The sequence below is a fragment of the Reyranella massiliensis 521 genome (genome assembly GCF_000312425.1).
GTDB classification, from domain to species: Bacteria; Pseudomonadota; Alphaproteobacteria; order Reyranellales; family Reyranellaceae; genus Reyranella; species Reyranella massiliensis.
The window spans coordinates 3063932-3090671 of the sequence record NZ_HE997181.1 but is presented as its reverse complement, the minus strand read 5'-3'; the positions used below and the strand labels follow the sequence as shown (position 1 = coordinate 3090671).

The window sequence follows — 26740 nt, the reverse complement described above, 5'->3', positions numbered from 1 at the left end:
CCAGAACTCCAGGGGGATACCCATCATGATCAAGCGCATCGGCGTTATCGGTGCCGGCCAGATGGGCAGCGGCATCGCCCATGTCTGCGCGCTGAAAGGGTACGACATCCATCTCGCGGATGTCGACCAGGCGCACCTCGACAAGGGCCTCGAGAATATCGGCCGCAACATGGACCGCCAGATCAGCCGCGGCATGATCCGGCCGGAGGACAAGGACGCGGCGCTGAAGCGCATCGTCCCAGTCGTCGACTACAAGGCCTTCGCCGAATGCGACCTGGTGGTCGAGGCGGCGACGGAGAACGAGGCGATCAAGCGCGAGATCTTCAAGAAGGTCTGCGTGGACCTGCCGCCGAACGTGCTGCTGGCGACCAACACCTCGTCGATCTCGGTGACGCGTCTCGCCTCGGTCACCGACCGTCCCGGCAAGTTCATGGGCATGCACTTCATGAACCCCGTGCCGCTGATGGGGCTGGTCGAACTCATCCGCGGCATCGCCACGGAAGAAGAGACCTTCCGCACCGTGCGCGAGGTCGTGGTCCGGCTCGACAAGAAGCCGGTCAATGCCGAGGACTTCCCGGCCTTCATCGTGAACCGCATCCTGCTGCCGATGATCAACGAGGCGGTCTATGCCCTCTACGAGGGCGTCGGCAATGTCGAGGCGATCGACACCGGCATGAAGCTCGGTGCCAACCATCCGATGGGTCCGCTGGAGCTTGCCGACTTCATCGGCCTCGACACCTGCCTGTCGGTGATGCAGGTGCTGCACGAGGGCCTGGCCGACTCGAAGTATCGTCCGTGCCCGCTGCTGGTGAAGTACGTCGAGGCCGGATGGATCGGCCGCAAGGTCAAGCGCGGCTTCTACGACTATTCGGGCGAGCGCCCGGTTCCGACGCGCTGATGCGCGAGGGGGCGGCGTCGATGCGCATCGCCGTCCTCTACTTTGCCCACGAGACGGTGACGTTCCTGCCGAACGACACCACGTTAGCCGACTTCACCTACAAGGGCTCGCCGGCCAGGGGCGAGGCACTCCTGGCGCACGACGCCCGATCCTACATGGGCGGATTCGTGAAGGTGGCGCGCGAGTACGATGATGTCGAACTGGTTGGCATCGAATCGCCGCTGTGGCCGAGGACAGGCACCGGCTCCGGCTGGATCACCGAAGAAGCCTACGAGACCCTGCTCGGCGGGATGATCGCCGACCTCAAGAGGAGCGGGAAGTTCGACGGCGTCTACCTCGCCCTGCACGGCGCCATGGGCGTTCGCGGCGTGGCGCGGCCGGAGGCCGATATCGCCCGCCGCGTCCGCGAGGTCGTCGGCAGCGGCGCTTTCATCGTCGGGACGTTCGATCCGCACGGCAACGAGGACGAGGACTTCCTGCGTCACGCCGACATGGCGTTCACGGTGAAGTATTTCCCGCACTACGACAGTTATCTGCAGGGCGAGCGGGCGGCCCGCATGCTGGTGCGTGCCATTCGCGGCGACTATGCGCCGAAGACCGTGACGGTGAAGGTGCCGATCATCTCGCCGACGGTCCTGCAATGGACCGGCGCGTCGCCGTGGATGGATCTGGTGCAGCGCGCGCTCGTCTGGGAAGCGCGCGAGCCCGACCTCTACGTGAACGTCTTCTTCGGCTTTCCCTTTGCCGACGTGCCGGATGTCGGCATGACGATTCAGGCCATGAGCAACGGCGACGAGGCGCTGGCGCGCAAGGCCGCCGACGATCTGGCGCTGTGGGCCTGGCGTCGCCGCGAGGATCTGCTCGGCTCGACCAAGGTACATACCATTCCCGACGGCGTGCGGCTTGCCAAGGAAGCGATCGAGCGCGGCGAGACGCCGGTCGTCCTGGCCGATCACAGCGATCGCTCCGGCTCGGCGACGTGGCTCCTGAAGGAGATCATCGCGCAGGACCTCTCGGGCGTGCTGATCGCGACCATCGCCGATGCCAAGGTGAGCGATGCGCTCAAAGCGGCCGGCGGCGTGAAGGCAGGCGATCCGTTCGACATGGACGTGGGCGGCCTCGCCGACGAATCGGCCGGCCAGCCGGTGCGCATCAGCGGCACCGTCCTGAATGCCGCCGAAGGATATGGACAGCTCTGGATCGTCGTAGAGTTCGGCCGCGGCAACGTGCTGGTGTTGAGCCGCTATCTCGTTCAGGTGCAGGAACCGTTGTCGCTCGAAGCGCTCGGCCTCGATGTATCTTCCTTCAAGGCCTTCGCCATCAAGTCGCGTGTCCACTTCCGACGCGGCTTCGACGATTCGGGCTTCGCCAAGACCATCCTGCTGGTCGAGCCGGTCGAGCCCTTCCTCGGGACCGTCCGTCTCGACGGCCTGCCATATCGCAACGTCGACCTGAAGAAGTTCTACCCGTACGGCGACGACGTTGCCTTTCCCTGAGGCCGAAGCTTCGATGACCAGTCCGCTTTTCCGTCCCTTTGCTTGCAAGTCGCTGCCGCTGGCCAACCGGCTGGTGATGGCGCCGATGACGCGATCCAAGAGCCCGGAAAGCGTGCCGGGGCCGGATGTGGCGGCCTACTATCGCCGTCGCGCCGAGGGCGGTGTTGGCCTCATCGTTACGGAAGGTACGACCGTGGATCGGCCAGCCGCGACCAACGATGCCAACGTGCCGAACTTCCATGCGCCCGCGAGTCTCGCCGGCTGGCGGCGCGTCGTCGAAGAGGTGCATGCGGGGGGTGGCCGAATCGCGCCGCAGCTCTGGCACCAGGGCATGATGCGCAAGCCGGGCACGGGGCCGCATCCAGAGGCGCCGTCGGATGGTCCGTCGGGTCTTTCAGCGTCGGGCAAGCAGGTCGGCCAGCCGATGAGCGAGGCGGAAATCGCCGACACGATCGACGCCTTCGCCAAGGCCGCAGGCGCGGCCAAGGAGATCGGCTTCGATGCCGTCGAGATCCACGGTGCGCACGGCTACCTGATCGACCAGTTCTTCTGGGAAGGGGCTAACCGGCGCGACGATTCCTGGGGTGGAGACTTCGTCCGGCGTACGCGCTTTGCCGCCGAGATCGTAAAGGCGATCCGCGCCCGGGTCGGCGAGGCCTATCCGATCATCCTGCGCTTCTCCCAGTGGAAGCAGCAGGACTTCGCGGCCCGCCTTGCGCAGACGCCGGACGAGCTGGCGCGCTTCCTCGAACCGCTGGCGGCCGCCGGCACCGACATCTTCCATTGCTCAACCCGTCGCTTCTGGGAGTCCGAGTTCGAGGGCTCGTCGCTGAACCTCGCGGGCTGGACGAAGAAGCTCACCGGCAAGCCCACGATCACGGTGGGCTCGGTCGGCCTCAAGGGCGCGGATTTCGTGCAGACCTTCCGGACGCGCGAAACTTCCGACGTCGGCGAGCTGGGAGAACTCGAGTCGCGGCTGGAGCGCGGCGAGTTCGACCTCGTCGCCGTCGGTCGTGCGTTGCTGGCTGATGCGCAATGGGCAGCTAAGGTACGCGATGGTCGGTTCGTCGAGCTTGCACCGTTTTCCGCTTCGTCATTGGCAACGCTTGCGTAGAATGCCGCCCGCAAAATTAGGGGGCGCGCGAATGAAGAGACTCAACCGACTGACGATGCTGGCGGCGCTCGGCGGCCTGGTGCTGGCGGCCATGCCGTTCGGCGCTGCAGAAGCGCAATGGGTATTCCTGGCGCGCAAGGCGATGGGGCGCATCCACCAGATGACCGAGGGCCAGCAGAACGGCCGGCCGGGCTACGACTTCGCGACGGTCATCCTCGATGCCTCGGCCGACAAGGTATTTTCAACGGCGCTCGAGCTTGCGCGCAAGAACAAGTCGGTGCGCATCCTGATGCACGATGCCCATGCCCGCCGGCTGCAGATCGCCGAGGGCGACCGGACGGCGACGCTGAACGTCGTGCCGTTCAGCGACGACGTCGCGCAGCTCCTGATCGCAGGTCATGCCGGCGCCGGCGAAAGCTCCACCGCCTCGATGGTCGTGCACGCCGTCCTGCGTGTCTGCAAGGAGATGCACAAACATTGCGAAGTGAGTCAGTGAGCCTAGCTTCGCCAGTCGAGGCCGATATCGAGCACGCTGACGCTATGGGTCAGCCAGCCCGCTGAAATGAGGTCGACGCCGCTCGCCGCGATGGCGGGCGCCGTCTGCGGCGTGATGCGGCCGGATGCTTCGGCAATGGCGCGGCCGTCGATCGTGCGGACGGCCTGGGTGAGCTGCTCCGGCGTCATGTTGTCGAGCAGGACCGCATCGACGCCGATCGCCATCGCCTCGTCGAGCTGCGCGAGTGTGTCGACCTCGACTTCGATCTTCACCAGATGGCCGACGCCGTCGCGGGCGGCGCGGATCGCCGGGCCGATGCCGCCGGCAACGGCGACATGGTTGTCCTTGATGAGAACGGCATCGTCGAGACCGAAGCGGTGATTGGAGCCGCCGCCCACGCGCACGGCATATTTCTGCACCGCGCGCATGCCCGGCATTGTCTTGCGCGTGCAGCAGATGCGCGCCTTGTGGCCGCGTACCGCTTCGACCAGGGTGGCCGCCGCGCTCGCCACACCGCTGAGATGGCCCAGGAAGTTCAGGGCCACGCGCTCCGCCGTCAGCATGCCGCGGGCCGGGCCAGCGATCGTGGCAATGCGATCGCCCGGCGCCAGCCTCGTGCCGTCCGGCCGCTCGACCTCGATCTTGATGGCGGGATCGACCAGCCGGAACGCGGTCGCCGCGAGGTCGAGGCCGGCGACGATGCCGGGCTGGCGTGCAACCAGCACCGTTTCGGCCTTTGCCGTCGCGGGCACGATGGCGTCGGTGGTGATGTCGCCCGCACGGCCGAGATCCTCGACCAGAGTGGCGCGGACCAGCGGTTCGATCAGCAAGGCAGGAAGAGAAGGCGTGGTCATCGCGGTTCTCACGCCTCCAGCATGCGCTCGACGGCGCGGCGGGCAGGGGCTGCGACGGCAGGGTCGATGGTCACTTCATGCTGCATCGTCTCCAGCGCCCGCCGGATCTTGGGCAGGGTGATCTGCTTCATGTGGGGGCAGAGATTGCAGGGCCGCACGAAGTCGATGTCGGGATGCTGGACGGCGACGTTGTCGCTCATCGAGCATTCCGTCACCAGCACGACGCGCGTCGGCTTCTCCTTGCCGACATAGTCGATCATCGCGGCGGTCGAGCCGGTGAAGTCGGACACAGCCACGACCTCGGGCGGACATTCGGGATGGGCGAGGACGACGATCCCGGGATGGCCGGCGCGGAGCTGCTGGATGTCGGCGGCGGAGAAGCGTTCGTGCACTTCGCAGTGGCCCGCCCAGGTTACGATCTCGACGCCGGTTTCGGCGGCGATGTTCTGCGCCAGGTATTCGTCGGGCAGCATGATGACCTTCGGCACGCCGAGGCTCTCGACGATCTTTCGGGCGTTGCCCGAGGTGCAGCAGATATCGCTCTCGGCCTTAACCGCGGCCGAGGTGTTCACGTAGGTGACGACGGGAACGCCGGGATAGCGCTGGCGCAGCAGGCGGACGTCGGCGGCGGTGATCGACTCGGCGAGGGAGCAGCCGGCGCCGAGGTCGGGAATCAGGACGCGCTTGGCCGGATTCAGGAGCTTTGCCGTCTCGGCCATGAAGTGCACACCGGCCAGCACGATCACCTTGGCGTCGACCTTCATTGCTTCGCGGGCGAGCGCCAGGCTGTCGCCCACGATGTCGGCGACGCAGTGGAAGATCTCCGGCGTCTGGTAGTTGTGCGCCAGGATGACGGCATCGTGTTCGCGCTTCAGTTCCAGGATGGCGTCGATATCGCCGGCAAAGGCGGGCCATTCGATCGACGGGATCACCGACTTCACGCGGTCGTAAAGCGGAGCCGTGCGGACCATGAGGTCGGGTGCAGAGGACAGGGACATGGGACACCTCTTATGCTCATAACGAGCATTTAATTATTTATACTAGAAATGAGCATAATAGGAGGTCAAGCCCTTCGTTCCGCAGGGAGGGGTGGTCTTCAGATCGGGCGGGAGAGGGGAAGCTTGGTGCCCTGGACCGCCCGCTCGAGAACGACCTCGCGGCGGAAGCGGAACAGTTTGGCCGGCCGCCCACGGGTCTCCGAGGTCGAGGCCCCGGTCGGCTCGACCAGCCCCTGCTGGTCGATCAGCCGGCGGAAGTTCTGCTTGTGCATCGGCCGACCGGCCAGCGCTTCGACGGCGCGCTGGAGCTGCAGGAGGGTGAATGCCGGCGGCATCAGCTCGAAGACGACAGGGCGGTATTTGATCTTGGCCCTGAGCCGCGCGATGCCGGTGGCGAGGATGCGGCGATGGTCGTGGCGCATCGGCATGCCCGGTACGGGCTCGATAGCCTGCACTGCTGTGGCGCGATGTCGTTCCTGCTGGGTTTCCGGGACCAGACCTGCCTCGTAGAGAAGTTCATAGCGCTGCAGGATCAGATCTTCGTTCCAGTTCTCGGCGCCGTCGCCGAAATTGACGTCGATCCGCTGCCGCCGCTCGCGTTGCTGCGCGACGTCGCCTGCTGCATCGGCCCATGCCGACAATTGCGGCAGGATCGTTTGCGCGACCAGCGGCGACGGGCCGGCCCGCCAGTCCTCCCAGGGGAAATAGCGATACCAGCTCCGCCATTCGGGATCGCGGGCGCCCGCCGACAGCCTTTCGCGGGTGAGGCCAAGATAGCTGATCGACACAACGCGGCGACGCCCGTCCGACGCGGGTCTGTTGCGATCGGCGAATGTGTAGAGCTGTTCGACGTAACCCAGCGGATGCTGGGTTTGCCGCTCGACCCAGGCGCGAACGCCGCTCTGCAGGGTCGGATGCTCGGTCGCGAAGGGGCCGGATGGCAGAAGTGCGCCGTCATCCAGGGTCAGCACCAGCGGCTGGTTTCCGGTAAGCGCGACGAGGACCGCGTTCAGCTCGATCGTGACGGCATCGGAGATCGCAGGTGGCGGCGTCATATCAAGCGGCGATGGCCGCCTTCATCAGCTCGATCGACTCCGGCATGTCCCAGTCGGCATCGCCTTCGATGCGGCCAAGCTCGCGGCCGGCGGGATCGACCAGGATCGAGGTCGGCAGCAGGGTGACGTCGAGGCCCTGCATCGCCTTGCGGCCCTTGTCGAAGTAGATGCCGAGCTGGGTAAGCTTCTGCTCCTTGTAGAAGGGCACGACCTTGGACTTGGTCGGCCCGTCGATCGACAGGGGAATGATGACGAACCGATCCTTGGGCAGCGCGGCCTGCAAGCGGTCGAGGCTGGGCATTTCCTTCACGCAGGGCGCACACCAGGTCGCCCAGAAGTTCAGCAACACGGCCTTGCCACGAAATTTACTAAGGCTGACCGGCTTGTCGCCGGCGTCCTGAAACTCGACATTGGCCAGCGGCTTCGGCTTCTTGGCCGGGACAAAGCGCTCCATAGCGCCCCTGGCCAGGTCCGGATTAAGGCCGGCCAGGCTGCGCCGGGCCGTCGCCGGCAGGGCGAGGGCCGCCAGGCCGCCGGCAAGAACCAGCCGTCTGCCGGGGAGGAAATCTCTTTCGGGATATGCCATAAGCCGCGATCCTAAAGCACAAGTGGCGTTAATTCATGGCACGGAAGAACAGGGCTGCGCGAGCGCCGAAGAGTCGCTCCAACACGAAGCGGGCCAACACGATGTGGGGAGGGCGTTACAAGCTCGGCCCGGCGGAGATCATGGAGAAGATCAACGCCTCGATCGGTTTCGACCGGCGGCTCTATGCCCAGGATATCACGGGCTCGATCGCCCACTGTGACATGCTGGTGGCCCAGGGCATCCTGACGGCCAAGGACGGCAGCGCCATCAAGCGCGGCCTCGCCAAGGTGCGCGAGGAGATCGAGTCGGGCCGTTTCAAGTTTTCGACCAAGCTCGAGGATATCCACATGAACGTGGAGGCGCGGCTGGCCGAGCTGATCGGACCGGCCGCCGGACGCCTGCACACGGCGCGCTCGCGCAACGACCAGGTGGCGCTCGACGTGCGGCTGTGGGTCCGCGACGCGATCGACCGGCTGGAGCCGATGCTCGCCGATCTTCAGGCCGCCCTGATCGAGCGCGCCGAAGAGTATGCGGCCACGATCATGCCGGGGTTCACCCACCTGCAGACGGCGCAGCCCATCACCTTCGGGCATCATCTTCTGGCCTATGTCGAGATGTTCGGCCGCGACCGCGGCCGGCTTGCCGACTGCCGCGCGCGGCTGAACGAATCGCCGCTGGGAGCCGCTGCACTTGCCGGTTCGCCGCATCCGATCGATCCGCGCAAGACGGCGAAGGCGCTGGGCTTCGACCGGCCGATGGCCAATTCGCTCGATGCCGTTTCGGATCGCGACTACGTCGTCGAGTTCATCGCCGCCACCTCGCTCACGGCGGTCCATCTCTCGCGCCTTGCCGAGGAGATCGTGATCTGGTGCTCGGCGCCGTTCCGTTTCATCGCTTTGTCGGATGCCTTCACCACCGGCAGCTCGATCATGCCGCAGAAGCGCAATCCCGATGCCGCCGAGCTGACGCGCGCCAAGACAGGCCGCATCCTCGGCTCGTTCGTGGCGATCTGCACGATCCTGAAGGGCCTGCCGCTCACCTATCAGAAGGATATGCAGGAAGATAAGGAGCCGCTGTTCGACGCCGCCGACTCGCTGGAGCTGGGCGTTGCGGCGATGGCCGGCATGATCCGCGACCTCAAGGCCAATCCGCAGCGTATGCGCGCCGTGGCTTCCGCCGACTATTCGGTTGCCACCGATCTTGCCGACTGGCTGGTCCGCAAGGTCGGTCTGCCGTTCCGTCAGGCCCATCACGTGACGGGGACGCTCGTCGGCATCGCGGCCGACAAGGGCGTCGATCTCGACAAGCTGTCGCTCGCCGAGATGCAGGCTGTCGAGCCGAACATCGACCGCAGCGTCTATGGCGTGTTGACGGTCGAGGCGTCGGTCGCCGCGCGCAAGAGCTTGGGCGGCACTTCGCCGGCCAACGTGGCGCGCGCCACCAAGGAGGCGCGCAGCCGGTTTCTCGGACGAGCGTCCAAGAGTGCAAAGGGGCGCGGCCGATGAGCTTCTTCACTTACAAGAATGGCGAGATGCATGCCGAAGGCGTGACGCTCGCTTCGATCGCGGCCCAGGTCGGCTCGCCCTTCTACTGCTACTCGGCCGGCGCCTTGCGGGCTGCCTGGAAGGAGTTCGCCGACGGCATGAAGGGCATGAACGCGAGCATCTGCTACGCCATGAAGGCGAACAGCAATCTCGCGGTCGTCCGCCTCTTCGGCGAGATGGGGGCGGGCGCCGACATCGTGTCGGTGGGCGAGATGCGCCGCGCGCTCGCTGCCGGCATACCGGCCAACCGCATCATCTATTCCGGCGTCGGCAAGAAGCCGTCGGAGCTGATGGCGGCTCTCGAAGCCGGCGTCGGTCAGATCAACGTCGAAAGCTCGGCGGAACTCGAAACCCTGAATGCCGTGGCGGGCCAGCTCGGCGTGAAGGCGGACATCACCATCCGCGTGAACCCCGACGTCGACGCGAAGACGCACGCCAAGATCACGACCGGGCGCAAGGAGAACAAGTTCGGCATCGACATCGACCTGGCGCGCGAGGCTTTCGCCCTGGCAGGGCGGCTGCCCAACCTCAAGGTCGTGGGCGTGGCCATGCATATCGGCTCGCAGCTTACCGAGGTGCAGCCCTATCGCGATGCCATCGTGCGCGTGCGCGAACTGATCACCCAGCTACGGACCGATGGTCACAAGATCGACCGCTTCGACATCGGCGGCGGCCTGGGGATTGTTTACGCCGACGAGACTCCGCCCTCGATCGCCGAATTCATGGCGGTGGTCGCCAAGGAAACCGCAGGGCTGGATTGCGAGTTGACCTTCGAGCCCGGTCGTCGCCTCGTGGGCGAGGCGGGGGTCCTGGTCAGCGAGGTGATCCTGGTGAAGCCGGGCTCCGCGAAAACTTTTGTCATTGTGGACGCAGCGATGAACGATCTCATTCGTCCTACGCTCTACGAGGCCTGGCACGACATCATGCCGGTTCGCCAGCCGCGCCCCGATGCCGCCACGATCCGTTGCGACATTGTCGGTCCGATCTGCGAATCGGGGGATTTCCTGGCACAGAACCGTGATCTGCCGCCGCTGGCAGCTGGCGATCTCATCATGGTACGCTCGGCCGGAGCCTACGGGGCGGTCATGTCGTCGAGCTACAATACTCGGCCGCTGATCCCCGAAGTGATGGTGGACGGCACGCGGTTTGCGGTCGTCAGGCCGCGACCGACGATCGAGGAGATGCTCTCCGCCGAGCGGATCCCGCCCTGGATGGAGAAGATCAAGGCCTAGCGAAAGGAAACGATGGACGCGAGCCAGACCACACCGACCATCAAAGCGCCCGGACTGGGGCGCAAAGTCGGCTTGGCATGGGCTGCGTTGGCCTGGGAAGGCCTGTGGCCGCGGCTTGTGCCGCTGCTTTCCGTCGTCGCCCTGTTCGTCGCGGCCGCCCATCTCGACCTCTTCGCCGGCCTCGACCCGTGGGTCCATACCGGCATTCTCGTCGCTCTGGGCCTGGGCTTTGCCGGCCTCGCCTGGTGGCGCCTCAGGGATTTTGCCTGGCCCGCGCGGGAAGCCGCGATCCGCCGGCTCGAACGCGACAGCGGCGTGCCGCACCGGCCGCTGGTCGCCGTGCAGGACCGTCTGGCCGCAGGCGAAACCGACCCGATGGCGGCCGCGCTCTGGCAGGCGCACCGCCGCCGCGAGGCCGAGCGCCTGGCGGGCCTCAACAACGGCCCGGCGCGTCCGGGCCTCGCCAATCTCGACAAATGGGCGCTGCGTTTCGTGCCGGTCCTGGCGCTGGTGGTGGCGATCGCCGTCGCCGGTGGCTGGCGCAGCGACCGCATGGCCGCCGCGGTCACGCCGGCCTTTCCGCCGCCGCCGCCGGTCGTCGCCAACCTGTGGATTGCACCGCCTGCCTACACCGGCAAGCCGCCCGTCTATCTCGACATGGCCGACAAGGACAAGCTGCTGCGCGTTCCTGTCGGCAGCAAGATCGCGGGTTTCGTCGACGATGTACGCGGTCGCAAGCCGCCGCAGCTCGTCATCGACGGCGGGGGATCGAAGAAGGAATCGACCGACTTCTCCACTGTCGGCAAGGGCAAGTATCAGGTCGATCAGACCATCACCGAGGGCAAGTCGATCACGCTGCAGGCGCGCGGCGACGAGCAGGCGCGCTGGAAACTGCATGTCATTCCCGATCTTCCGCCGACAATCGATTTCTCGCGGCCCATCGGCGTCGACAAGTGGTCGACCAAGGTCGAATACGTCGCCGGTGACGATTTCGGCGTAACCGGCGTTCAGCTCCAGGTCCGCCTGCATGGCAGTGTCCTGGGCGACGATGCGCTGAGTGACGACGCAGAACCGGAAGTCCTGCGCATCGACCTGCCGGTCGCCGGTAGCGCCAAGAAGGTTTCCGACACCTTCGTGCGCGACCTCACCAGCCATCCCTGGGCCGGCCTCAAGGTCACCGTGATGCTGTTCGCCAGCGACGCGCTGGGCCAGAAGGGCCGCAGCTCCGTCGAGACCTTCCTGCTGCCGGAGCGCGTGTTCAACGACCCGACGGCCCGTGCGCTGATCGTATTGCGCAAGGCGCTGACGCGGGATCCCAAGGCGTTCCGCATGGACGTGGCCGACGGCATGCGTCTGATCCAGGTGAAGCCGGAGAGCTATCGCGAGGACCCTGTTGTGCAGCTCGGCCTGCGCATCGGCGCGGCGCGTCTGGTCCAGAACGGTGACAAGCCGACGATCACCGATACCCAGAAGCTCCTATGGGATCTCGCCATGCGCCTGGAAAGCGGGGCGACCTCGGACGCAGAGCGCGCTGTCGAGCAGGCCCGCCAAGAGCTGCGCGACGCCATGCAGCGCCAGGCCGGCGACGAGGAAATCGAGCGCCTGATCCAGCAGCTCTACGACGCGATGGGCCGCTGGCAGCGTGAACTCGCCGAGAAGATGAAGGATCCCGAAGAACGCCGCCGCATGCAGGAGCAGGCGGAGAAGATGGATCCCAACAACACCATCACCGGCGACGACCTGCAGAAGATGCTCGACAAGATTCGCGAGATGGCGAAGAACGGCCAGCGCGAGGAAGCCAAGCGTCTGCTCGAAGAGTTGCGCAAGATGATGGAGAACGCCACCCCGATGATGGCGAACCCCAACGGCCAGCAGCGCCAGCAGCAGGGCCAGCAGGGGCAGGGCAGCCAGCAGGGCCGCGAGATGATGAACCAGCTCGACCGGCTGTCGCGGCGCCAGAACCAGCTTCTGGGCGAGTCCGAGCGCGAAGGCCGCCAGCAACAGCAGCAGGGACAGCGCGGCCAGCAAGGTCAGCAGGGCCAGCAGGGTCAGCAAGGCCAACGCGGTCAGCAGGGGCAGCAGGGCCAGGGCAATCAGCCGGGCGGCAACCAGCGCGGTGACGGCCAGTGGGGCGAGCAGCAGCGTGGGCAGCAGGAAGGCCTGCGCCGGCAGCTCGGCGACTTCATGAACAAGCTCGACGAGAACGGCATGCCGATGCCGGAATCGCTCGGTCGGGCCGAGCGCTCGATGCGCGAGGCCGAAGAGGCGCTGCGCCGTGGCGAGCCGCGCGAGGCCTCGCGCTCGCAGCGCCGGGCACTCGACAATCTCCAGCAGGGCATGGGCGATCTTGCCGAGCAGATGCGCCAGCAACGCGGGCCCGGCAACAATCAGGACATCGCCGAGATCGAGGAACGCGAGCGGCGCGGCGAAGATCGCGATCCGCTCGGCCGTTCCGACGGCAATTATGGCGATGCCGTCGACACCGGCGTCGACAAGGTGCCGCTCGAGCTGGAGCGCCAGCGCAGCCGCGAAATCCTCGACGAACTGCGCCGCCGTGCGGGCGAACAGCAGCGGCCGAAGGACGAACTCGACTACATCGACCGCCTGCTGCGGACCTACTAGCTAGTTGGTCTTCTCGACGACGCCGATATAGGGCAGGCCGCGGAAGCGGTGGGCCCAGTCGAGCCCGTAGCCTACGAGGAACTCGTCGCCGGCCTGGAAGCCGACGAAGTCGGCCTGCAGCTTGGTGCGCCGTTTGGCGGGCTTGTCGAGCAGGGTGCAGATCGACACGCGCTTGGCGCCGCGTTCCAGCAGCAGATCTTTGGCGAAGCTGAGCGTGTATCCCGACTCCAGGATGTCGTCGACCAGGAGGACGTCGCGGCCGCGCACATCGTCGACGATGTCGCGAACCACCTTCACGCTGCCGGTGGTTTCGGTGGCGGTGCCGTAGCTCGACAGAGTGAGGAAATCCATCGACCAGTCGGCGCCGGTGCGGCTGAGCGCCCGGATCAGGTCGGCGGCGAAGACGAAGCTGCCCTTCAGGACGGAGACGACCAGCGTGTCGGGGGCCAGCTTGCCCGCGAGTTCTTTGGCCATCTCGTCGACGCGGTTGGCGATCTCGGCGGCGGAGAAGCGGATGGAAACGGTAGGACGGTCGGGCATAGACGGCTCGCTAGTCGATGGTCGGGACGATGTTGGTCGTGCCGGCGGGGGGATCGTCAAGCGGCAAGCTGAAGCGGGTCCGCCCGCCAGGTGGGATTGGCCCTTCGACCAGCGGCACCGACCGTTGTCCCACCACTTGTTCGCCCGCGCGGAAAGTGAGCTTCAGCGCCTGGGTGGTTCCCGGCTTGGTGCCGCTATTGGCGATTTCGCCGGTCACGACGTAGCGCCCGTCGACGAAATCGATCCGGCTGGCATCGAGATCGATGTGCAGGCGCGCCGCTTTGGGCACTGACCGCGTATCGGCCTTGAGGATCGTCTGCCATGCCGGTGGCAGCCGGCCGCCGATCTCGCCGCGATAGAGATAGGCAACGCCGGCCAGAAGCACGACCAGGCCGATGCCGACGGCAAGCCAGGTCCGCCAGGGGCTCTTCGGAGGCTGCGGCGCCAGTGCCGGCAGGCCTGCGCCGGGCACGGACGGCCGGATCACGATGTCCGGCACCGGAGGAGGCGTCGGTTCAGGCGGCGTGCCTGAACTGTCCGGCGGATGCCCCGGCGGCTCGATCGTCTGAAACCAGCGATGATTGCAGCGGGCGCACTGGACGGTCCGGCCCGTGGGACCGATCGCCTTCGGATCGACGGCGTAACGTGCGCCGCAGCTTGAACAGGAAACGTGCATGATGAGCGGGGAATTCCCCACTAGATGTGCTTGCGGGCGGACATTAGGCCACTAAAACTTGGGTTACAAGCAACACCACTTGCCGACATACATTCCGTCGATGTTTAGCCTCGGGCTGCGCTCCTTCCTGTTCAATGTCGGCTGGTATGCCGGCACCACGATCATTGCGATTGTCGGTGCACCGATCCTTCTGCTGCCGCGACGCTACGTCGTCGCCTGGTCGCTGTTCTGGATCGACTTCTGCCTGGGCTGGCTGCGCCTCACCTGCCGGCTGACGCATCGCGTACGGGGCCTGGAGAACTTGCCAGCGGGGCCGGTCATTCTCGCCTGCAAGCATCAATCCTCGTGGGAGACGCTCGCTTTCTCCCGGATCTTTCCCCAGAGCGCCACGGTGCTGAAACGCGAGCTGCTCTTCATCCCGGTCGTCGGCTGGGCGATGGCGCGCGTCGGCAATATCGCTGTCGAACGCGGCGAAGGCGCGAAGGCGCTGCGTAGCCTCGTGCGGCAGGCGAAGCAGACGTTGGCCGAGGGCCGGTCGATCCTGATCTTCCCCGAAGGCACGCGCGTGGCAATCGGGACGGAGAAGCCCTATCAAGTCGGCACGGCGGCGCTCTATCGTCAGCTCGGCGTCCCTGTCGTGCCGGTCGCCTTGAATTCTGGCGTCTTCTGGGGCCGTCGCAAGTTCATCAAATGGCCCGGCGTCATCGACGTCGAGATTTTGCCGCCCATTCCGCCGGGGCTGAGTCGCGAGACGTTCATGACAACGCTGCGCGAACGCATCGAAACGGCCACCGACCGGCTCGTAAAGGCAGCCCACTAGCAGGAACAAAGAAAGAACAATCTTGTTGATATCGCCTGGGCTGGAGCCTACTTTTTGGCGATGGAATGGGCTCAAGTTTCCCAGCGCATCTGGGACATGAAATACCGCTTTCGCGACCCCGCGGGGCAAGCGGATGCTGATCTCGACGCCACCTGGTGGCGGGTTGCGCGTGCCCTGGCGGCACCTGAGCGCGATCCGGCCCGCTGGGCAGAGCGCTTTCACGACGCGCTGGTGGACTTCAAGTTCCTGCCGGCTGGCCGCGTGATTGCCGGCGCCGGTACCGGCCGCACAGTGACGCTGTTCAATTGCTTCGTCATGGGCGCGATCCCCGACGACATGTCGGGCATCTTCGAAAACCTGCGCGAGGCCGCCCTCACCATGCAGCAGGGCGGCGGCATCGGGCACGATTTCTCGACCTTGCGGCCGCAGGGCGCGCCGGTGAAGGGCGTCGGCGCCGATGCCTCCGGTCCGCTCTCCTTCATGGATGTGTGGGATGCGATGTGCCGCACCATCATGAGCGCCGGCTCGCGTCGCGGCGCTATGATGGCGACCCTGCGGTGCGACCATCCCGACATCGAGGCGTTCGTCGATGCCAAGCGCGATCCCAAGCGCCTGCGCATGTTCAACGTCTCGGTGCTGGTCACCGACGCCTTCATGAAGGCGGTGAAGGACGATGCCGACTGGGACCTCGTGTTCGGCGGCAGGACCTTCAAGACGGTGAAGGCGAAGGCGCTGTGGGAGCGCATCATGCGCGCGACCTACGAGGTCGCCGAGCCCGGTGTGATCTTCATCGATCGCGTGAACCGGCGGAACAACCTGCACTATTGTGAGACCATCCAGGCTACGAATCCCTGCGGCGAGCAGCCGTTGCCGCCTTATGGCGCCTGCCTGCTGGGCTCGATCAACCTCGCGGCGCTGGTAAAGAATCCGTTCAGCGCCGGCGCGCATCTCGATCTCGAGGCGCTGGAGCGACTGGTGCCCGTCGCCGTGCGCATGCTCGACAATGTCATCGACGTGTCGCGCTTCCCGCTACCCCAGCAGGAGAAGGAGGCCAAGGCCAAGCGCCGCATCGGGCTCGGGGTCACCGGGCTTGCCGATGCGCTGATCTTCTGCGGGGTGCGTTATGGCTCACCCGAAGCCGTGCGGCTCACGCGCGAGTGGCTGGGCGCGGTACAGCGCTTCTCCTATCTCGCCTCGGCCGACATTGCGGCAGAGAAGGGCTTCTTCCCGCTCTACGAACGTACGCGCTATCTCTCGGGCGAAACGATCCGTGGCCTGCCGGAAGACGTGCGCACCGCGATTGGCCGCTACGGTATCCGCAATGCGCTGCTGAATTCGATCGCGCCCACCGGCACGATCTCGCTGCTGGCCGATAATGTCTCCTCCGGCATCGAGCCGGTCTTTGCCTTCAGCCATGTACGCCATGTGCTGCAGCCCGATGGCTCCAAGCGCGAGGAAAGCGTCGACGACCATGCCTTTCGCACCTGGCGGGAGTTGCGTGGCAACGAAGCGCCGCCCTCGGATGTCTTCGTCGATGCCCAGACGCTGTCGCCTGCGGACCATCTGGCGATGCAGGCAGCGGCGCAGGACTATGTCGACAGCTCGATCTCCAAGACGATCAACCTGCCGCGCGACATTTCCTTCGAGGCGTTCAAGAACGTCTACGAGGAAGCCTATGCGCAGGGCTGCAAGGGCTGCACGACCTACCGGCCGAACGACGTGACCGGGGCCGTCCTCGAAGTGAAGCCTGCGGTCGAGGCTGCGCCGTCCGCGCTCACGCCACCCGCTCTCGTGCCGGCGCCTGCGCCGTCACGCGATGCCGGCGTCGTCTATATCGCCCAGCCGCTCGACCGGCCGGAGGACCTGCCGGGCCGAACCTACAAGATCAAATGGCCGGGCAGCGATCACGCGATCTACATTACGATCAACGACGTGATGCAGGACGGCCGTCGCCGGCCGTTCGAGATCTTCATCAACTCCAAGAACATGGAGCACTACGCCTGGACGGTGGCGCTGACGCGCATGATCTCGGCGGTGTTCCGGCGCGGCGGCGACGTGTCGTTCGTGGTCGAGGAGCTGAAGGCTGTATTCGATCCGCGCGGCGGGCAGTGGATGGAAGGCCGTTATGTGCCGTCGCTGCTGGCCGCGATCGGCAGCGTAATCGAACGTCATCTCGTGGAGATCGGTTTCCTGGCGCCGGCCGAAACGCCGCGTCTTACCGACACGTTCGAACCGCGCGTGCGCCTGACGGCTGGCGCCCGCGAATCCTCCGGCGGCGAGGGGGCAAGTGCGGTGCCGTCGACCGCGATGGGGCAGTGTCCCAACTGCGGCGCAGCCGCCCTGACGCATCAGGAAGGCTGCGACGTTTGTCTGAACTGCGGCTATTCCCGCTGCGGGTAAGCTCCTTCAGCCCAGTTCGAGCTCGATGCCGGCCGACTTGCTGACGCCGGCCCAGAGCACGGAGAAATCGCCGACAAACCGGGTGTATTCGACAGGAGTCATCGGCTTGTCGCCGGGCAGCAGGACGACATCCTTGAAGCGCTCGACGACTTCCGGCGCCTTGTAGGCCTTCTGCAGTTCGTCGTAGAGACGCGCGACGATCTCCGGCGACATGCCCTTGGGGCCGGAAACGCCAACCCAGGTCGAGGTCGTCAGTTTGGGGAAGCCCTGCTCGGCGAAGGTCGGCGCATCGGGATACATGTCGAGGCGCTTCTCCGAACTCACCGCCAGCAGGCGGACCTTGCCGGAGTTGATGTGCGGTACGTTGGTCGTGATCGGGTCGAACATCGAAGGAATGACGCCGGCCAGCATGTCCTGCAGCGACGGCGCCGAGCCGCGATAGGGCACATGCTTCAACTTGATGCCGGCCAGGCTCGACAGCAGCTCGCCCATCAGGTGCGTGTTGGAGCCGATGCCGGAGCTGCCGAAGGCGATCTGGTCGGGCTTTGCCTTGGCGGCGACGACGTAGTCGGCGAGCGTCTTGAACGGGGCGTCGGCCGGCACGATCAGAACATTCGGTGTGTGGCCGATCAGGGTGACGTGGGTGAAGTCGATCACCACGTTGTAGGGCAGCTTGGGATAAATGCCGGGTGCGATGCCGAGCGGCGAGGCATGCGAGATCACCAGGGTGTAGCCATCTGGCGCGGCCTTTGCGGCGAGATCGGAGCCGATCGTGCCGCCGGCGCCCGGCTTGTTCTCGACCACCACCTGGGTGCCGAGGGCGGCCGAAAGTTTGGGCGCGAGGATGCGCGAAATGGTGTCGGCGGTACCGCCGGGCGGGAAGGTGGCGATCAGCTTGATCGGGGCCTTGGTCGGCCAGCCGGGACTTGCCTTCACGGCGGGTGCGACGAGCGACGGGCCGAGGGCGGCAACCGAGGCGGTCAATACGTTGCGGCGGGTCAGTTTCATGAAGCGCTTCCTTGTTTCCGGCGCGCCGCTGGCCCCGGCGGGGACGAGGTGCGCATTGTCCGGAAGCTCTGCAATCGATATGCCAGCCGTGTGCTTCAGCCCTTGATTTGCCATAAGGATGACCACAAATCCGGCCCAACCCAGGAGACGAGTGGATGATTCGGAGAGCGATGCGGCAGGCAATTTTGGCAGCGGTTGTTATCGGATGTGGTGCCGCAACTGCCTATTCACCGACGGTCCTGGCGCAGCCGCTGCCCAGCTCGCGGGCAGATCTGGCCTATTCCTACGCGCCGCTGGTCAAGCGCGTGTCGCCGGCCGTGGTCAACATCTACACGACGACGAACGCGCGGGTGCAGCGCCGCTTGCCGTTCCCTTTTCCGGGCATGCCGTTCCCGCCGCAGGCAGGCGAGCGCCTGCAGAACTCGCTGGGGTCGGGCGTGCTGGTGAAGCCGGACGGGCTGATCGTGACCAACGCTCATGTCGTGCGCGGCGCCGACGAAATCCGCGTCGTGCTGGCCGACCGGCGGGAGTTCGAGGCCAAGCTCGTCACCCAGGACGAACGCTTCGATCTCGCCCTGCTGCGCATCGAGGGCAGCGACGAGAAGTTCCCCTATCTCGATCTCCGCGACTCCGATTCGATTGAGGTGGGCGATGTCGTGCTGGCGATCGGCAATCCCTTCGGCCTGAACCAGACCGTGACCAGCGGCATCATCTCGGCGGTGGCGCGCAGCGCCGGTGGCGTGAACGACTCCAACTTCTTCCTGCAGACCGACGCCGCCATCAACCCCGGCAACTCGGGCGGCGCGCTGGTCAGCCTCGACGGCCGCCTGATCGGCATCAACACCGCGATCTATTCGCAGTCCGGCGGGTCGGTCGGCATCGGCTTCGCCACGCCGTCGAACATCGTCGAGCGCATGGTCTCCACCGGCACGCAGGGCGGTCGCATCGTGCGGCCCTGGCTTGGCGTCAGCATGCAGCGCGTGACGCCGGACCTTGCAGCGGGGTTCGGCCTGGCACGGCCGGCAGGGCTGATCGTCAAGGAAGTGTTTCCCGACGGGCCGGGCGCGGCCGCGGGCCTGAAGCGCAACGACGTCATCATCGGCATCCGCGAGCAGGTGATCGATGACGAGGCCGGCCTGCGCTTTCGCCTGTCCACGCTGAACACCGACGTGACGGTGCCGGTGAGGGTCATGCGCAGCGGCAAGGAAGTGGTCGTGAACGTCAAGCTTGCCGCGCCGCCGGAGAATCCGCCGCGCGACAAGGCGCAGCTCGACGGCCGCCAGCCGCTGTCCGGCGCCACGGTCGTCAACATGTCGCCGGCGGTGGCGGAGGAGATGGGCCTGGCCGAATGGCGCGCCGGCGTCGTCATCCTCGAGGTGAAGCCCGGCGCCTATGCCGGCCGCTTCGTGCGCCAGGGCGACATGATCCTGGGCATCAACGGTCAGGACGTGAAGAACGTCGACGACCTCAAGAAACGCCTGGGCGGTCAGGTCAGCAGTGTCAGCATCGGCCGCGACGGGATGGTCTCGACCGTCCAGTTCCGCTGACCCATGGCGGAGCGCACCGTGGTAGCCTTCCAGCGTGCCGGCTGAACTCTTCGCCTCACTCGCCCCGACACCGCTGGCCGAACGCTTGCGGCCCAAGGTGTTGGGCGAGATCCTGGGGCAGGATCATCTGCTGGGCCCCGAAGGCCCGCTCGGCCGCATGCTGGCGGTACGCAAGCTCGGCTCGCTGATCCTGTGGGGGCCACCGGGCTGCGGCAAGACCACGATCGCCCGCCTGCTCGCCGAAGCGACCGACCTGCACTTCGAGCCCTTGTCGGCCGTCTTCTCCGGCGTCGCCGACTTGCGGCGCGTCTTCGAGGCCGCCCGCCAGCGTCGCAAGGACGGCAAGGGCACCCTGCTGTTCGTCGACGAGATCCATCGTTTCAATCGGGCGCAGCAGGACGGATTTTTGCCTTATGTCGAGGATGGCACCGTTACGCTGATCGGCGCCACGACAGAGAACCCATCCTTCGAGCTGAACGCGGCACTCCTGTCGCGTTGTCAGGTCCTGGTCCTGCGCCGCCTCGACGACACAGCGTTGGGCACGCTGCTCACGCGCGTCGAGGAGGCGCTGGGGCGTCCTCTGCCGGTCGACGAAACCGGCCGTCAGGCGTTGTTCGCCATGGCCGACGGCGACGGCCGCTACCTGATCGGGATCGCCGAGCAACTGGCACAGCTCAAGGACAAGGGGCCGGTGCCGCCGTCGCGGCTCGCGACGCTGCTGCAGAAGCGGGCGCCGCTCTACGACAAGGCGCAGGAAGCGCACTACAACCTGATCAGCGCGCTGCACAAGTCGTTGCGTGGATCGGATGTCGATGCCGCGCTCTACTGGTTCGCCCGCATGCTCGATGGCGGCGAGGACCCGAAGTACATCGCCCGGCGGCTGGTGCGCTTCGCCGTCGAGGATATCGGCATGGCCGATCCGCAGGCGCTGACGCAGACCCTGGCGGCCTGGGAAACCTACGACCGCCTGGGCTCTCCCGAGGGCGAACTCGCGATCGCCCAGGCCGTGATCTATCTCGGCACCGCGCCGAAATCGAATGCGGGCTATGTCGCCTTCGGCGCCGCCAAGCGCGCCGCCAAGACCCACGGCTCCCTGACGCCGCCCATGCACATTCTCAATGCGCCGACCAAGCTCATGAAGGAGATCGGTTACGGCAAGGGCTACGAGTACGACCACAATGCCGCCGATGGCTTCTCCGGCCAGAACTATTTCCCCGACGGCATGGCGCGCGAGGAGTTCTATCAGCCGGTCGAACGCGGCTTCGAGCGCGAGATCCTGAAGCGCCTCGAATACTGGAAGAAGCTGCGGGAGAAGAAGCGCTAGGGCTTCTTCATCGCCCGGGCGACGCGGCGGTCGCGACCGTAGACGTCATCCCTGAAGACCGGCACGCCATCGGCGTTGGCGGTCACGGTACGATAGGTCACGTAGAGCGTGACCTGCTCGGGGAAGGTGTAGTGCGCCTGCTGGCCCGCTTCGATCACCGCCCGCACCCGGTCCTTGCTGAAGTTGTTCTTGCCGTTGAAGACCTTCTCGACGAAGTCGAGCGGGTTTTGCAGGCGGATGCAGCCGTGGCTAAAGTTGCGGCTGCCTTCGGTGAACAGCCAGCGGCTCGCCGTGTCGTGCATGTAGATGCCGTACTTGTTGGCGAACGGGAAGAAGATGTAGCCCAGGGCGTTCCCGGCGCCGGGTTCCTGGCGGATGCGATAGGGGAAGGCCTTGGGGTGGATCGAGTGCCAGTCCACGCTGTACGGATCGAGCTCGGTATCGTCGCTCCAGTTCGCGAAGATCTTGAAGCCGCTGGCGGCCAGCGCGTTGGGATCGCGGCGCAGCATCGGCAGGTATTCCTCGCCGGAGATCGAGGTCGGTACCGTCCAGTAGGGATTGGTTTGGAAGCCGCGCATGATCGACTGGATCTCGGGCGTCGGATCCTTCGGCGTGCCGACGATGACCAGGCTCTGGAAGGCAAGCTTGCCCTCATTGACGAAGATCATCGAATAGTCGCCGGTATTCACGAACACATAGCGACTACCGAGATCGGCGGGCAGCCAGCGCCGGCGCTCGAGATTGGCGACGATCTGCTCGATACGCTCGTCGATGGTCGTGTTCAGCGACCGGATGGTCTTGGCGCCGATGACGCCGTCGACCGAGAGGCCCTTCATTTCCTGGTACGACTTGATCAGGTCGACCAGCGCATCGTCATAGAGATCGACGACAGCACCGGCGGTGGGTTCGGGAACGGCGAAGTCGAGTTCGACGAGACGCTTGCGCAGCATGCTGACGCGCGGATCAATCATGCCGGGCTTCAATGCCTGGCCGTCGGGGATCGGGGTGAAGCTGACCTTGCCGCGTTTGTCGCGCCATGTCGCCAGAGCCTTCTGCAAGGCCGGGTAGTCCCCCTTGGGCGGCAAGGAGTCGAGATAGGCGGCAAAATCGGTAGCCTCGGCCGCGGCCTTCAGGAGGTCGGCCTTCTCGACCTTGCGCTGGATGATGTCGATATCCTTGTCGACGCGATTGGCGCGGACGCGGCCGGTTGAGACGTCGCTCGCATAGGCGACGAAAGCCGCCGTCAGCAAAGCCTCCGCTGCTGCCTGATCGGCGCCTGGCGCCAGTGCCTTTTCGACCTCGGCGATTCCATACCAGGTGGGATCGAGCCCATGGTCGGAAGCGGAGCGCAGGGCCTTCAGCAGAGCCTCGGAGCGGGCGGTGGCGGCCCCTGATCCGGTCCACAACAGGTCGGTGGCGTAGGTGGAAGAGGTCCCCATCAGGGAGGACACGAGCGCCAGAGAAACGGCGAGAAAGTAGGAGCGAATCACACCGGAGGTATAGCCGCGAACGCTTGATTCGTCTATCGGTCTGCGAAGCCGTGAACCCTCAGAAAGTCAATAAAATCAGCACTTGCGCGTTGCTTTAGAGCCACAGTCCCGCCGCCGGCGCGCGCGCCGCGCGTAACGCAATGCAGTCGCGCCCATGCCTGGAATTCCGGTTCGCTCAACGACAGGCCGAGGGAGGGCACGAAGTGGCGCCCGTCATCCTCGATGAAGTTCCGGCAGCACGACCAGTTCTCGGCGTCCTTGATGTCGAAGACCGGCCCGATCGATTCCCAGCCATGATGGGCGGCGCCATAGACTTTCACCTTGATGCGCTCGTTGCCGGCGGTCCGCATGCGGGAGGCGTACTCCACGGCGAGTTCTGCCGGCGTGTAGTCGTCGCGCGCCGCCAGCATCAGAAACATCGGCCGGCCATGCGTGGTCGGGTCGCGATGCTGCGCCGTGGCGCCAGGACAGATCGCGACATGCAGGTCGAAGAGGTGAGGGAAGCCGTTGCGCCAGTGCTGGCGCACGGCGATGGCGGCATTCAGCGTCGCGACGCCGCCCTTGGAAACGCCCATGATTCCGATTCGCACCGGGTCGATGCGCGGATCGCGGCGCAACAGCGCAAGGGCCGCAAACGCGTCGCCTTCCATCTGGGCGGCAGAGACCAGGGTCTGGTCGGCGACGGTACGCCGCACGCCCCGCCCGGTGAAGCTGTCGATGATCAGCGCCGCGACGCCCGCCTGATTGAGGAGATCGGCGTAGTAGTGCTCGCGGTGACGCTGGACGCCGGCGCTGCTGGTCAGGAGCACCATGCAGGAGGAGGGACCCGCCGCCCGCTCGGGCAGATGGAGGCTTGCGCTCAAGGTCGCGGGCCGGCAGGCCGCGGGATGGTCGAACGTCAGCGTATCGAACGACACCGATTCCATGGACCCTGTTTAGCTTGTCCCTTAGGTTGCGCGCCATGAGCGATCGCCCCGCCGCCGGCAGCACCCGTGTCCAAACCGGGGCCCAGACCCGGGCCCAAGTCCAGCTTCGTACCGTCTCCGGCGATGAAGCGGGGCTGCGCCTCGATCGCTGGTTCCAAAGGCATTTTCCCGAGCTGAGCCACGGCGCGCTGCAGAAGCTCCTGCGCACCGGCCAGGTCCGGATCGACGGCAAGCGTGCCGAGGGCAAGGATCGTGTCGAGCCGGGCCAGTCCATCCGCCTGCCGCCCGGCGTGTCGGCCTCGCCGCTGCCCAAGCCGCGGGCAGCGCGGGCAGCTCCGGCAGTCTCCGATCGCGATGCCGCGGAAATCCAGCGCATGGTGATCCATCGCGACGACCATGTGATCGTCCTCAACAAGCCGCCGGGGCTGGCGGTCCAGGGCGGCAGCGGCACCGAAAAGCATGTCGATGGCATGCTCGATGCGCTGCGTTTCGGCTATGAAGATCGGCCACGCCTCGTCCATCGGCTGGACAAGGATACGAGCGGCCTGCTGCTGATCGCCCGCACCGGGCAGGCGGCCAAGCGGCTGGCCGAGTCGTTCCGCGACCGCGAGACCGAGAAGCTCTACTGGGCGGTCGTCGTCGGCGTGCCGCCGCGTAAGGAAGGCACGATCGACTTGCCGCTCGCCAAGCGACCCGGAGCCCGCGACCGCGAGCTGATGCAAGTCGACGAGGAAAACGGCCAGAAGGCGCTGACTCATTTCCGGGAGATCGACAGGATCGGCAAACGCGCCGCCTTGCTTGCGCTCTGGCCGCGCACCGGCCGTACGCATCAGCTTCGCGTACACTGTGCCGAAATCGGTTGTCCGATCCTGGGCGATCGCAAGTACGGCGGCGAGGAAGCGCTGCTGGCGGCGGTCGCCGATGCGCGGCGTCTCCACCTTCACGCCCGTCGGCTGACGCTGCCGCATCCTTCGGGCAGAGGTGAACTGAGGGCCGAAGCGGAGCTGCCACCTCACTTCCGCCGCACCGTTGAGGCATTGGGCTTCTCTACGGACGGTGTTTGAGCGAGAATCGGGCGGCATGCGGATTCCCTGGAGGCGGCTCGCCTGGATTGTGGCAGCAGCGGTGCCGATCACCGCGGTCGCCGGCGTGATTTGGGCGGCCACGCGCGATCTGTCGCGCTATCAGAGCCGGCTGACCGAGCAGCTTCGAAAAGTGACCGGCCGCGAGCTCGCGGCGCGGGTGCCGCTGAGCATCAAGCTGGGCAGCGAGCCCGCGATGGTCGCTGAAGGCGTGACGCTCTCCAATGCACCCTGGGGATCGCGCCCCGACCTGGCCCGCGTGAGGAAGATGACGCTCTTCCTCGACCCATTCTCGCTGCTTCTGGGCGAAGTGAAGATCGGCCGCATCGTGCTGGAAGGCGCCGACATTCTGGTCGAGCGTAACGAGATCGGCGATGCCAACCTCGAGATGCTGCCGCCGCCCGACGGCTCGGGACCGCATCCGGCCGAGAACCGTTCGCTGCGCCTGCGCACTACGCCGGTGTTCCCATGGATCAACAGCATCGAGGTGAAGGACTCGGTCCTTACGATCTCGGAAGGAGCCGGGCGGCCCCCGGCGGTGATCGAAGTTGCGAGCGCCACCTTCAAGTCGCCGGCGCCCAACCAGACACTGCAGATCGAAGGTCGCTTCTCCGCCCCGCAAGCCGTTCCCCTTGAACTCACGGGCACGGCCGGTTCGTTCGAGGGCTGGATGCGCGGCCTGCCTGGCAATATCGACCTGCAGGGTGGCTTTGGCGGTGGAAAGATCGCCATCAAGGGCGGCGTCGGCGTGAAGGGGACCAGCCTTCAGATCAACGCCGATGGTCCCGATGTCTCGGTTTTAGGTCCTTACGTCCGGCTGCCTGTGCCGGCCGGTGGACCTTATTCGATAAACACCAAGGCCTCGACGCAGCGCAACGGCTTCAAGGTCGAAGTACAGACCCTCAAGGTCGGTTCGAGCGAGATGGTCGGCGAGGCGCTCTTCCGCCACGACCGCAAGGGCACTGCGACCATTGCGGTAAATGCCGATATCAGCCGCCTGGATGTCTCGGAGTTGCGTGCACCGCCCGTCGTTGCCGCACCGCCGGCGGCGACCTCGCCCGTGCAGCAGAGGCTCATTCCATCCACGCCCTTTTCGGCAAGCTGGCTCGGCCGTTCGGCTCTCTCGGTCACGGTCCGGCTGGGCGAGGTGGTGGGTCTCGGCGCAAAAATGCAGAACGCCTCCGTCACCCTGTCGTCGGGCGAGACGCGGTTCACGTTCAGGGCGGCGGGAACGGTCGGCGGTGGCTCGGCCGGCGTCGATCTCGTCTACGATCCGGCGGGGCGGCTCGGGCAGACGACCCTGACGGCGTCGGCCAATCGGGTTTCGCTGGGGGAACTCTCCTCGCTGCTGGGCCTCGATCTCGGCCTGCGCGACGCCGTCGCCGATATCGATCTGCGCCTGCGCGGCAGTGGCCGCACGACGCGAGATGCATTGAACTCGGCAAGCGGTTCGGTCGACATCGCGATCGCCAAGGGCGTTTGGCCGCGTAGTCAACTGACGAGCTGGCCGCTGGAGACCCAGCAGCTTCTGGGCGGGACCGATGCCGGCGTGCCGTTCAATTGCATCGCTGGCCGTTTCGACGTGAGCAGCGGTGTCGCCAACCTCCGGCGGATCGTCGTCGATACGCCGCGGGCGGTGCTGATCGGCGGCGGCTATGTCCAGATGAGGACCGAAGGGTGGGAGTTCATCGTCGCGCCGGAAGCGCGTGATGCCCAGGGGGCCGCGCTTGCCTCGCCGATGCGCATCAAGGGCGGCGCCGGGCGCCCCACGGCGAGTGCGCTCGAACCCGGTCTTTCCAAACTGTTGGTGGGCGGTGGCCCGATACCAAGCCTGGTCGCACAACTCGCGCAGGCGGCGCGCCAGGCCGGTGCAAACGCTTGCGCGGTGTTGGCGCCGAGGCTGGAAGCCCTGCGTCCGGGCCTGCGGGCACAGCTTCCGGTTCCTTCATCCGACGTGCGGCAACGAGCGAGTCGCCCGACGCACTCCCAGACTCCCCGTCCGCAGCGCAGTCAGAGCCGCTGACATCGGCCC

22 protein-coding genes are annotated in these 26740 nt (G+C 66.2%); 13 read left to right on the top strand and 9 right to left on the bottom strand.

Annotated features, from left to right (window positions below; translation table 11 throughout):
• Positions 1-16: 16 nt before the first annotated feature.
• From BN60_RS15120 to BN60_RS15105, 4 genes are read left to right on the top strand one after another with little or no spacing between them, the layout of a single operon-like run.
• Positions 17-898 carry a 3-hydroxybutyryl-CoA dehydrogenase gene (locus BN60_RS15120; protein ID WP_215905972.1) on the top strand — a complete coding sequence of 294 codons (882 nt, stop codon included), beginning with the start codon at positions 17-19 and terminating at the stop codon, positions 896-898.
• 20 nt (positions 899-918) lie between these two features.
• Positions 919-2394 carry a M81 family metallopeptidase gene (locus BN60_RS15115; protein WP_043285734.1) on the top strand — a complete coding sequence of 492 codons (1476 nt, stop codon included), beginning with the start codon at positions 919-921 and terminating at the stop codon, positions 2392-2394.
• 13 nt (positions 2395-2407) lie between these two features.
• The gene (locus BN60_RS15110) at positions 2408-3508 is read left to right on the top strand and encodes an NADH:flavin oxidoreductase (protein ID WP_020696930.1); all 1101 of its coding nucleotides are present in this window, start codon (positions 2408-2410) and stop codon (positions 3506-3508) included.
• A gap of 31 nt (positions 3509-3539) precedes the next feature.
• Complete coding sequence (locus BN60_RS15105; RefSeq protein ID WP_020696929.1) at positions 3540-4004, top strand: hypothetical protein; 465 nt, start codon at positions 3540-3542, stop codon at positions 4002-4004.
• A gap of 2 nt (positions 4005-4006) precedes the next feature.
• Here the strand turns inward: BN60_RS15105 and nadC are convergent, their stop codons facing one another.
• The 4 genes from nadC to BN60_RS15085 form a co-directional block, all read right to left on the bottom strand.
• A complete protein-coding gene (gene nadC, locus BN60_RS15100; RefSeq protein WP_020696928.1) occupies positions 4007-4858 on the bottom strand; it encodes a carboxylating nicotinate-nucleotide diphosphorylase in 852 nt (283 codons plus the stop codon).
• An 8-nt stretch (positions 4859-4866) separates the two neighbouring features.
• Positions 4867-5856, bottom strand: a complete 990-nt coding sequence (gene nadA / locus BN60_RS15095; protein ID WP_020696927.1) for a quinolinate synthase NadA — start codon at positions 5854-5856, stop codon at positions 4867-4869.
• A gap of 98 nt (positions 5857-5954) precedes the next feature.
• Entirely contained in the window at positions 5955-6911 is a 957-nt protein-coding gene (locus tag BN60_RS15090; protein ID WP_020696926.1) for an NUDIX hydrolase, read from the bottom strand.
• A gap of 1 nt (position 6912) precedes the next feature.
• Positions 6913-7497: a TlpA disulfide reductase family protein gene (locus BN60_RS15085; protein WP_020696925.1), complete on the bottom strand. Its 585-nt coding sequence runs from the start codon at positions 7495-7497 to the stop codon at positions 6913-6915.
• Between the two features lie 35 nt (positions 7498-7532).
• Between BN60_RS15085 and argH the strand changes: the two genes are divergently transcribed.
• From argH to BN60_RS15070, 3 genes are read left to right on the top strand one after another with little or no spacing between them, the layout of a single operon-like run.
• On the top strand, positions 7533-9002 hold the full coding sequence (gene argH, locus BN60_RS15080) for an argininosuccinate lyase (RefSeq protein WP_051150135.1): 1470 nt from the start codon (positions 7533-7535) through the stop codon (positions 9000-9002).
• Complete coding sequence (lysA, locus tag BN60_RS15075; protein ID WP_020696923.1) at positions 8999-10273, top strand: diaminopimelate decarboxylase; 1275 nt, start codon at positions 8999-9001, stop codon at positions 10271-10273. The genes argH and lysA overlap by 4 nt, the downstream gene beginning before the upstream one ends.
• A 12-nt stretch (positions 10274-10285) precedes the next feature.
• A complete protein-coding gene (locus BN60_RS15070) occupies positions 10286-12895 on the top strand; it encodes a TIGR02302 family protein (RefSeq protein ID WP_020696922.1) in 2610 nt (869 codons plus the stop codon).
• Here the strand turns inward: BN60_RS15070 and hpt are convergent, their stop codons facing one another.
• The gene (gene hpt, locus BN60_RS15065; RefSeq protein WP_020696921.1) at positions 12896-13435 is read right to left on the bottom strand and encodes a hypoxanthine phosphoribosyltransferase; all 540 of its coding nucleotides are present in this window, start codon (positions 13433-13435) and stop codon (positions 12896-12898) included.
• Between the two features lie 10 nt (positions 13436-13445).
• A complete protein-coding gene (locus tag BN60_RS28980; protein WP_020696920.1) occupies positions 13446-14111 on the bottom strand; it encodes a zinc-ribbon domain-containing protein in 666 nt (221 codons plus the stop codon).
• 100 nt (positions 14112-14211) lie between these two features.
• On the opposite strand from BN60_RS28980, the gene BN60_RS15055 reads away from it, so the two are divergent.
• Positions 14212-14931: a lysophospholipid acyltransferase family protein gene (locus BN60_RS15055; protein WP_020696919.1), complete on the top strand. Its 720-nt coding sequence runs from the start codon at positions 14212-14214 to the stop codon at positions 14929-14931.
• Between the two features lie 60 nt (positions 14932-14991).
• A complete protein-coding gene (locus BN60_RS15050; protein WP_020696918.1) occupies positions 14992-17331 on the top strand; it encodes an adenosylcobalamin-dependent ribonucleoside-diphosphate reductase in 2340 nt (779 codons plus the stop codon).
• 6 nt (positions 17332-17337) lie between these two features.
• Here BN60_RS15050 and BN60_RS15045 read toward each other — a convergent pair whose 3' ends face one another.
• A complete protein-coding gene (locus BN60_RS15045; protein ID WP_020696917.1) occupies positions 17338-18339 on the bottom strand; it encodes a Bug family tripartite tricarboxylate transporter substrate binding protein in 1002 nt (333 codons plus the stop codon).
• Between the two features lie 155 nt (positions 18340-18494).
• Here BN60_RS15045 and BN60_RS15040 point away from each other — a divergent pair, with 155 nt between their 5' ends.
• Both BN60_RS15040 and BN60_RS15035 read left to right on the top strand, forming a co-directional pair.
• Complete coding sequence (locus BN60_RS15040; RefSeq protein ID WP_043283954.1) at positions 18495-19886, top strand: Do family serine endopeptidase; 1392 nt, start codon at positions 18495-18497, stop codon at positions 19884-19886.
• Positions 19887-19920: 34 nt separating this feature from the next.
• Positions 19921-21210 carry a replication-associated recombination protein A gene (locus tag BN60_RS15035; RefSeq protein ID WP_020696915.1) on the top strand — a complete coding sequence of 430 codons (1290 nt, stop codon included), beginning with the start codon at positions 19921-19923 and terminating at the stop codon, positions 21208-21210.
• Here BN60_RS15035 and BN60_RS15030 read toward each other — a convergent pair.
• Together BN60_RS15030 and BN60_RS15025 are read right to left on the bottom strand one after the other, a co-directional pair.
• Entirely contained in the window at positions 21207-22649 is a 1443-nt protein-coding gene (locus BN60_RS15030; protein WP_148283431.1) for a L,D-transpeptidase family protein, read from the bottom strand. The two genes, BN60_RS15035 and BN60_RS15030, sit on opposite strands and share 4 nt — an antisense overlap.
• An 83-nt stretch (positions 22650-22732) precedes the next feature.
• Positions 22733-23626: a dienelactone hydrolase family protein gene (locus BN60_RS15025; protein WP_020696913.1), complete on the bottom strand. Its 894-nt coding sequence runs from the start codon at positions 23624-23626 to the stop codon at positions 22733-22735.
• Positions 23627-23661: 35 nt separating this feature from the next.
• On the opposite strand from BN60_RS15025, the gene BN60_RS15020 reads away from it, so the two are divergent.
• Complete coding sequence (locus BN60_RS15020) at positions 23662-24690, top strand: RluA family pseudouridine synthase (protein WP_020696912.1); 1029 nt, start codon at positions 23662-23664, stop codon at positions 24688-24690.
• A 16-nt stretch (positions 24691-24706) separates the two neighbouring features.
• Positions 24707-26731: an AsmA family protein gene (locus BN60_RS15015; protein ID WP_020696911.1), complete on the top strand. Its 2025-nt coding sequence runs from the start codon at positions 24707-24709 to the stop codon at positions 26729-26731.
• Positions 26732-26740: the final 9 nt, after the last annotated feature.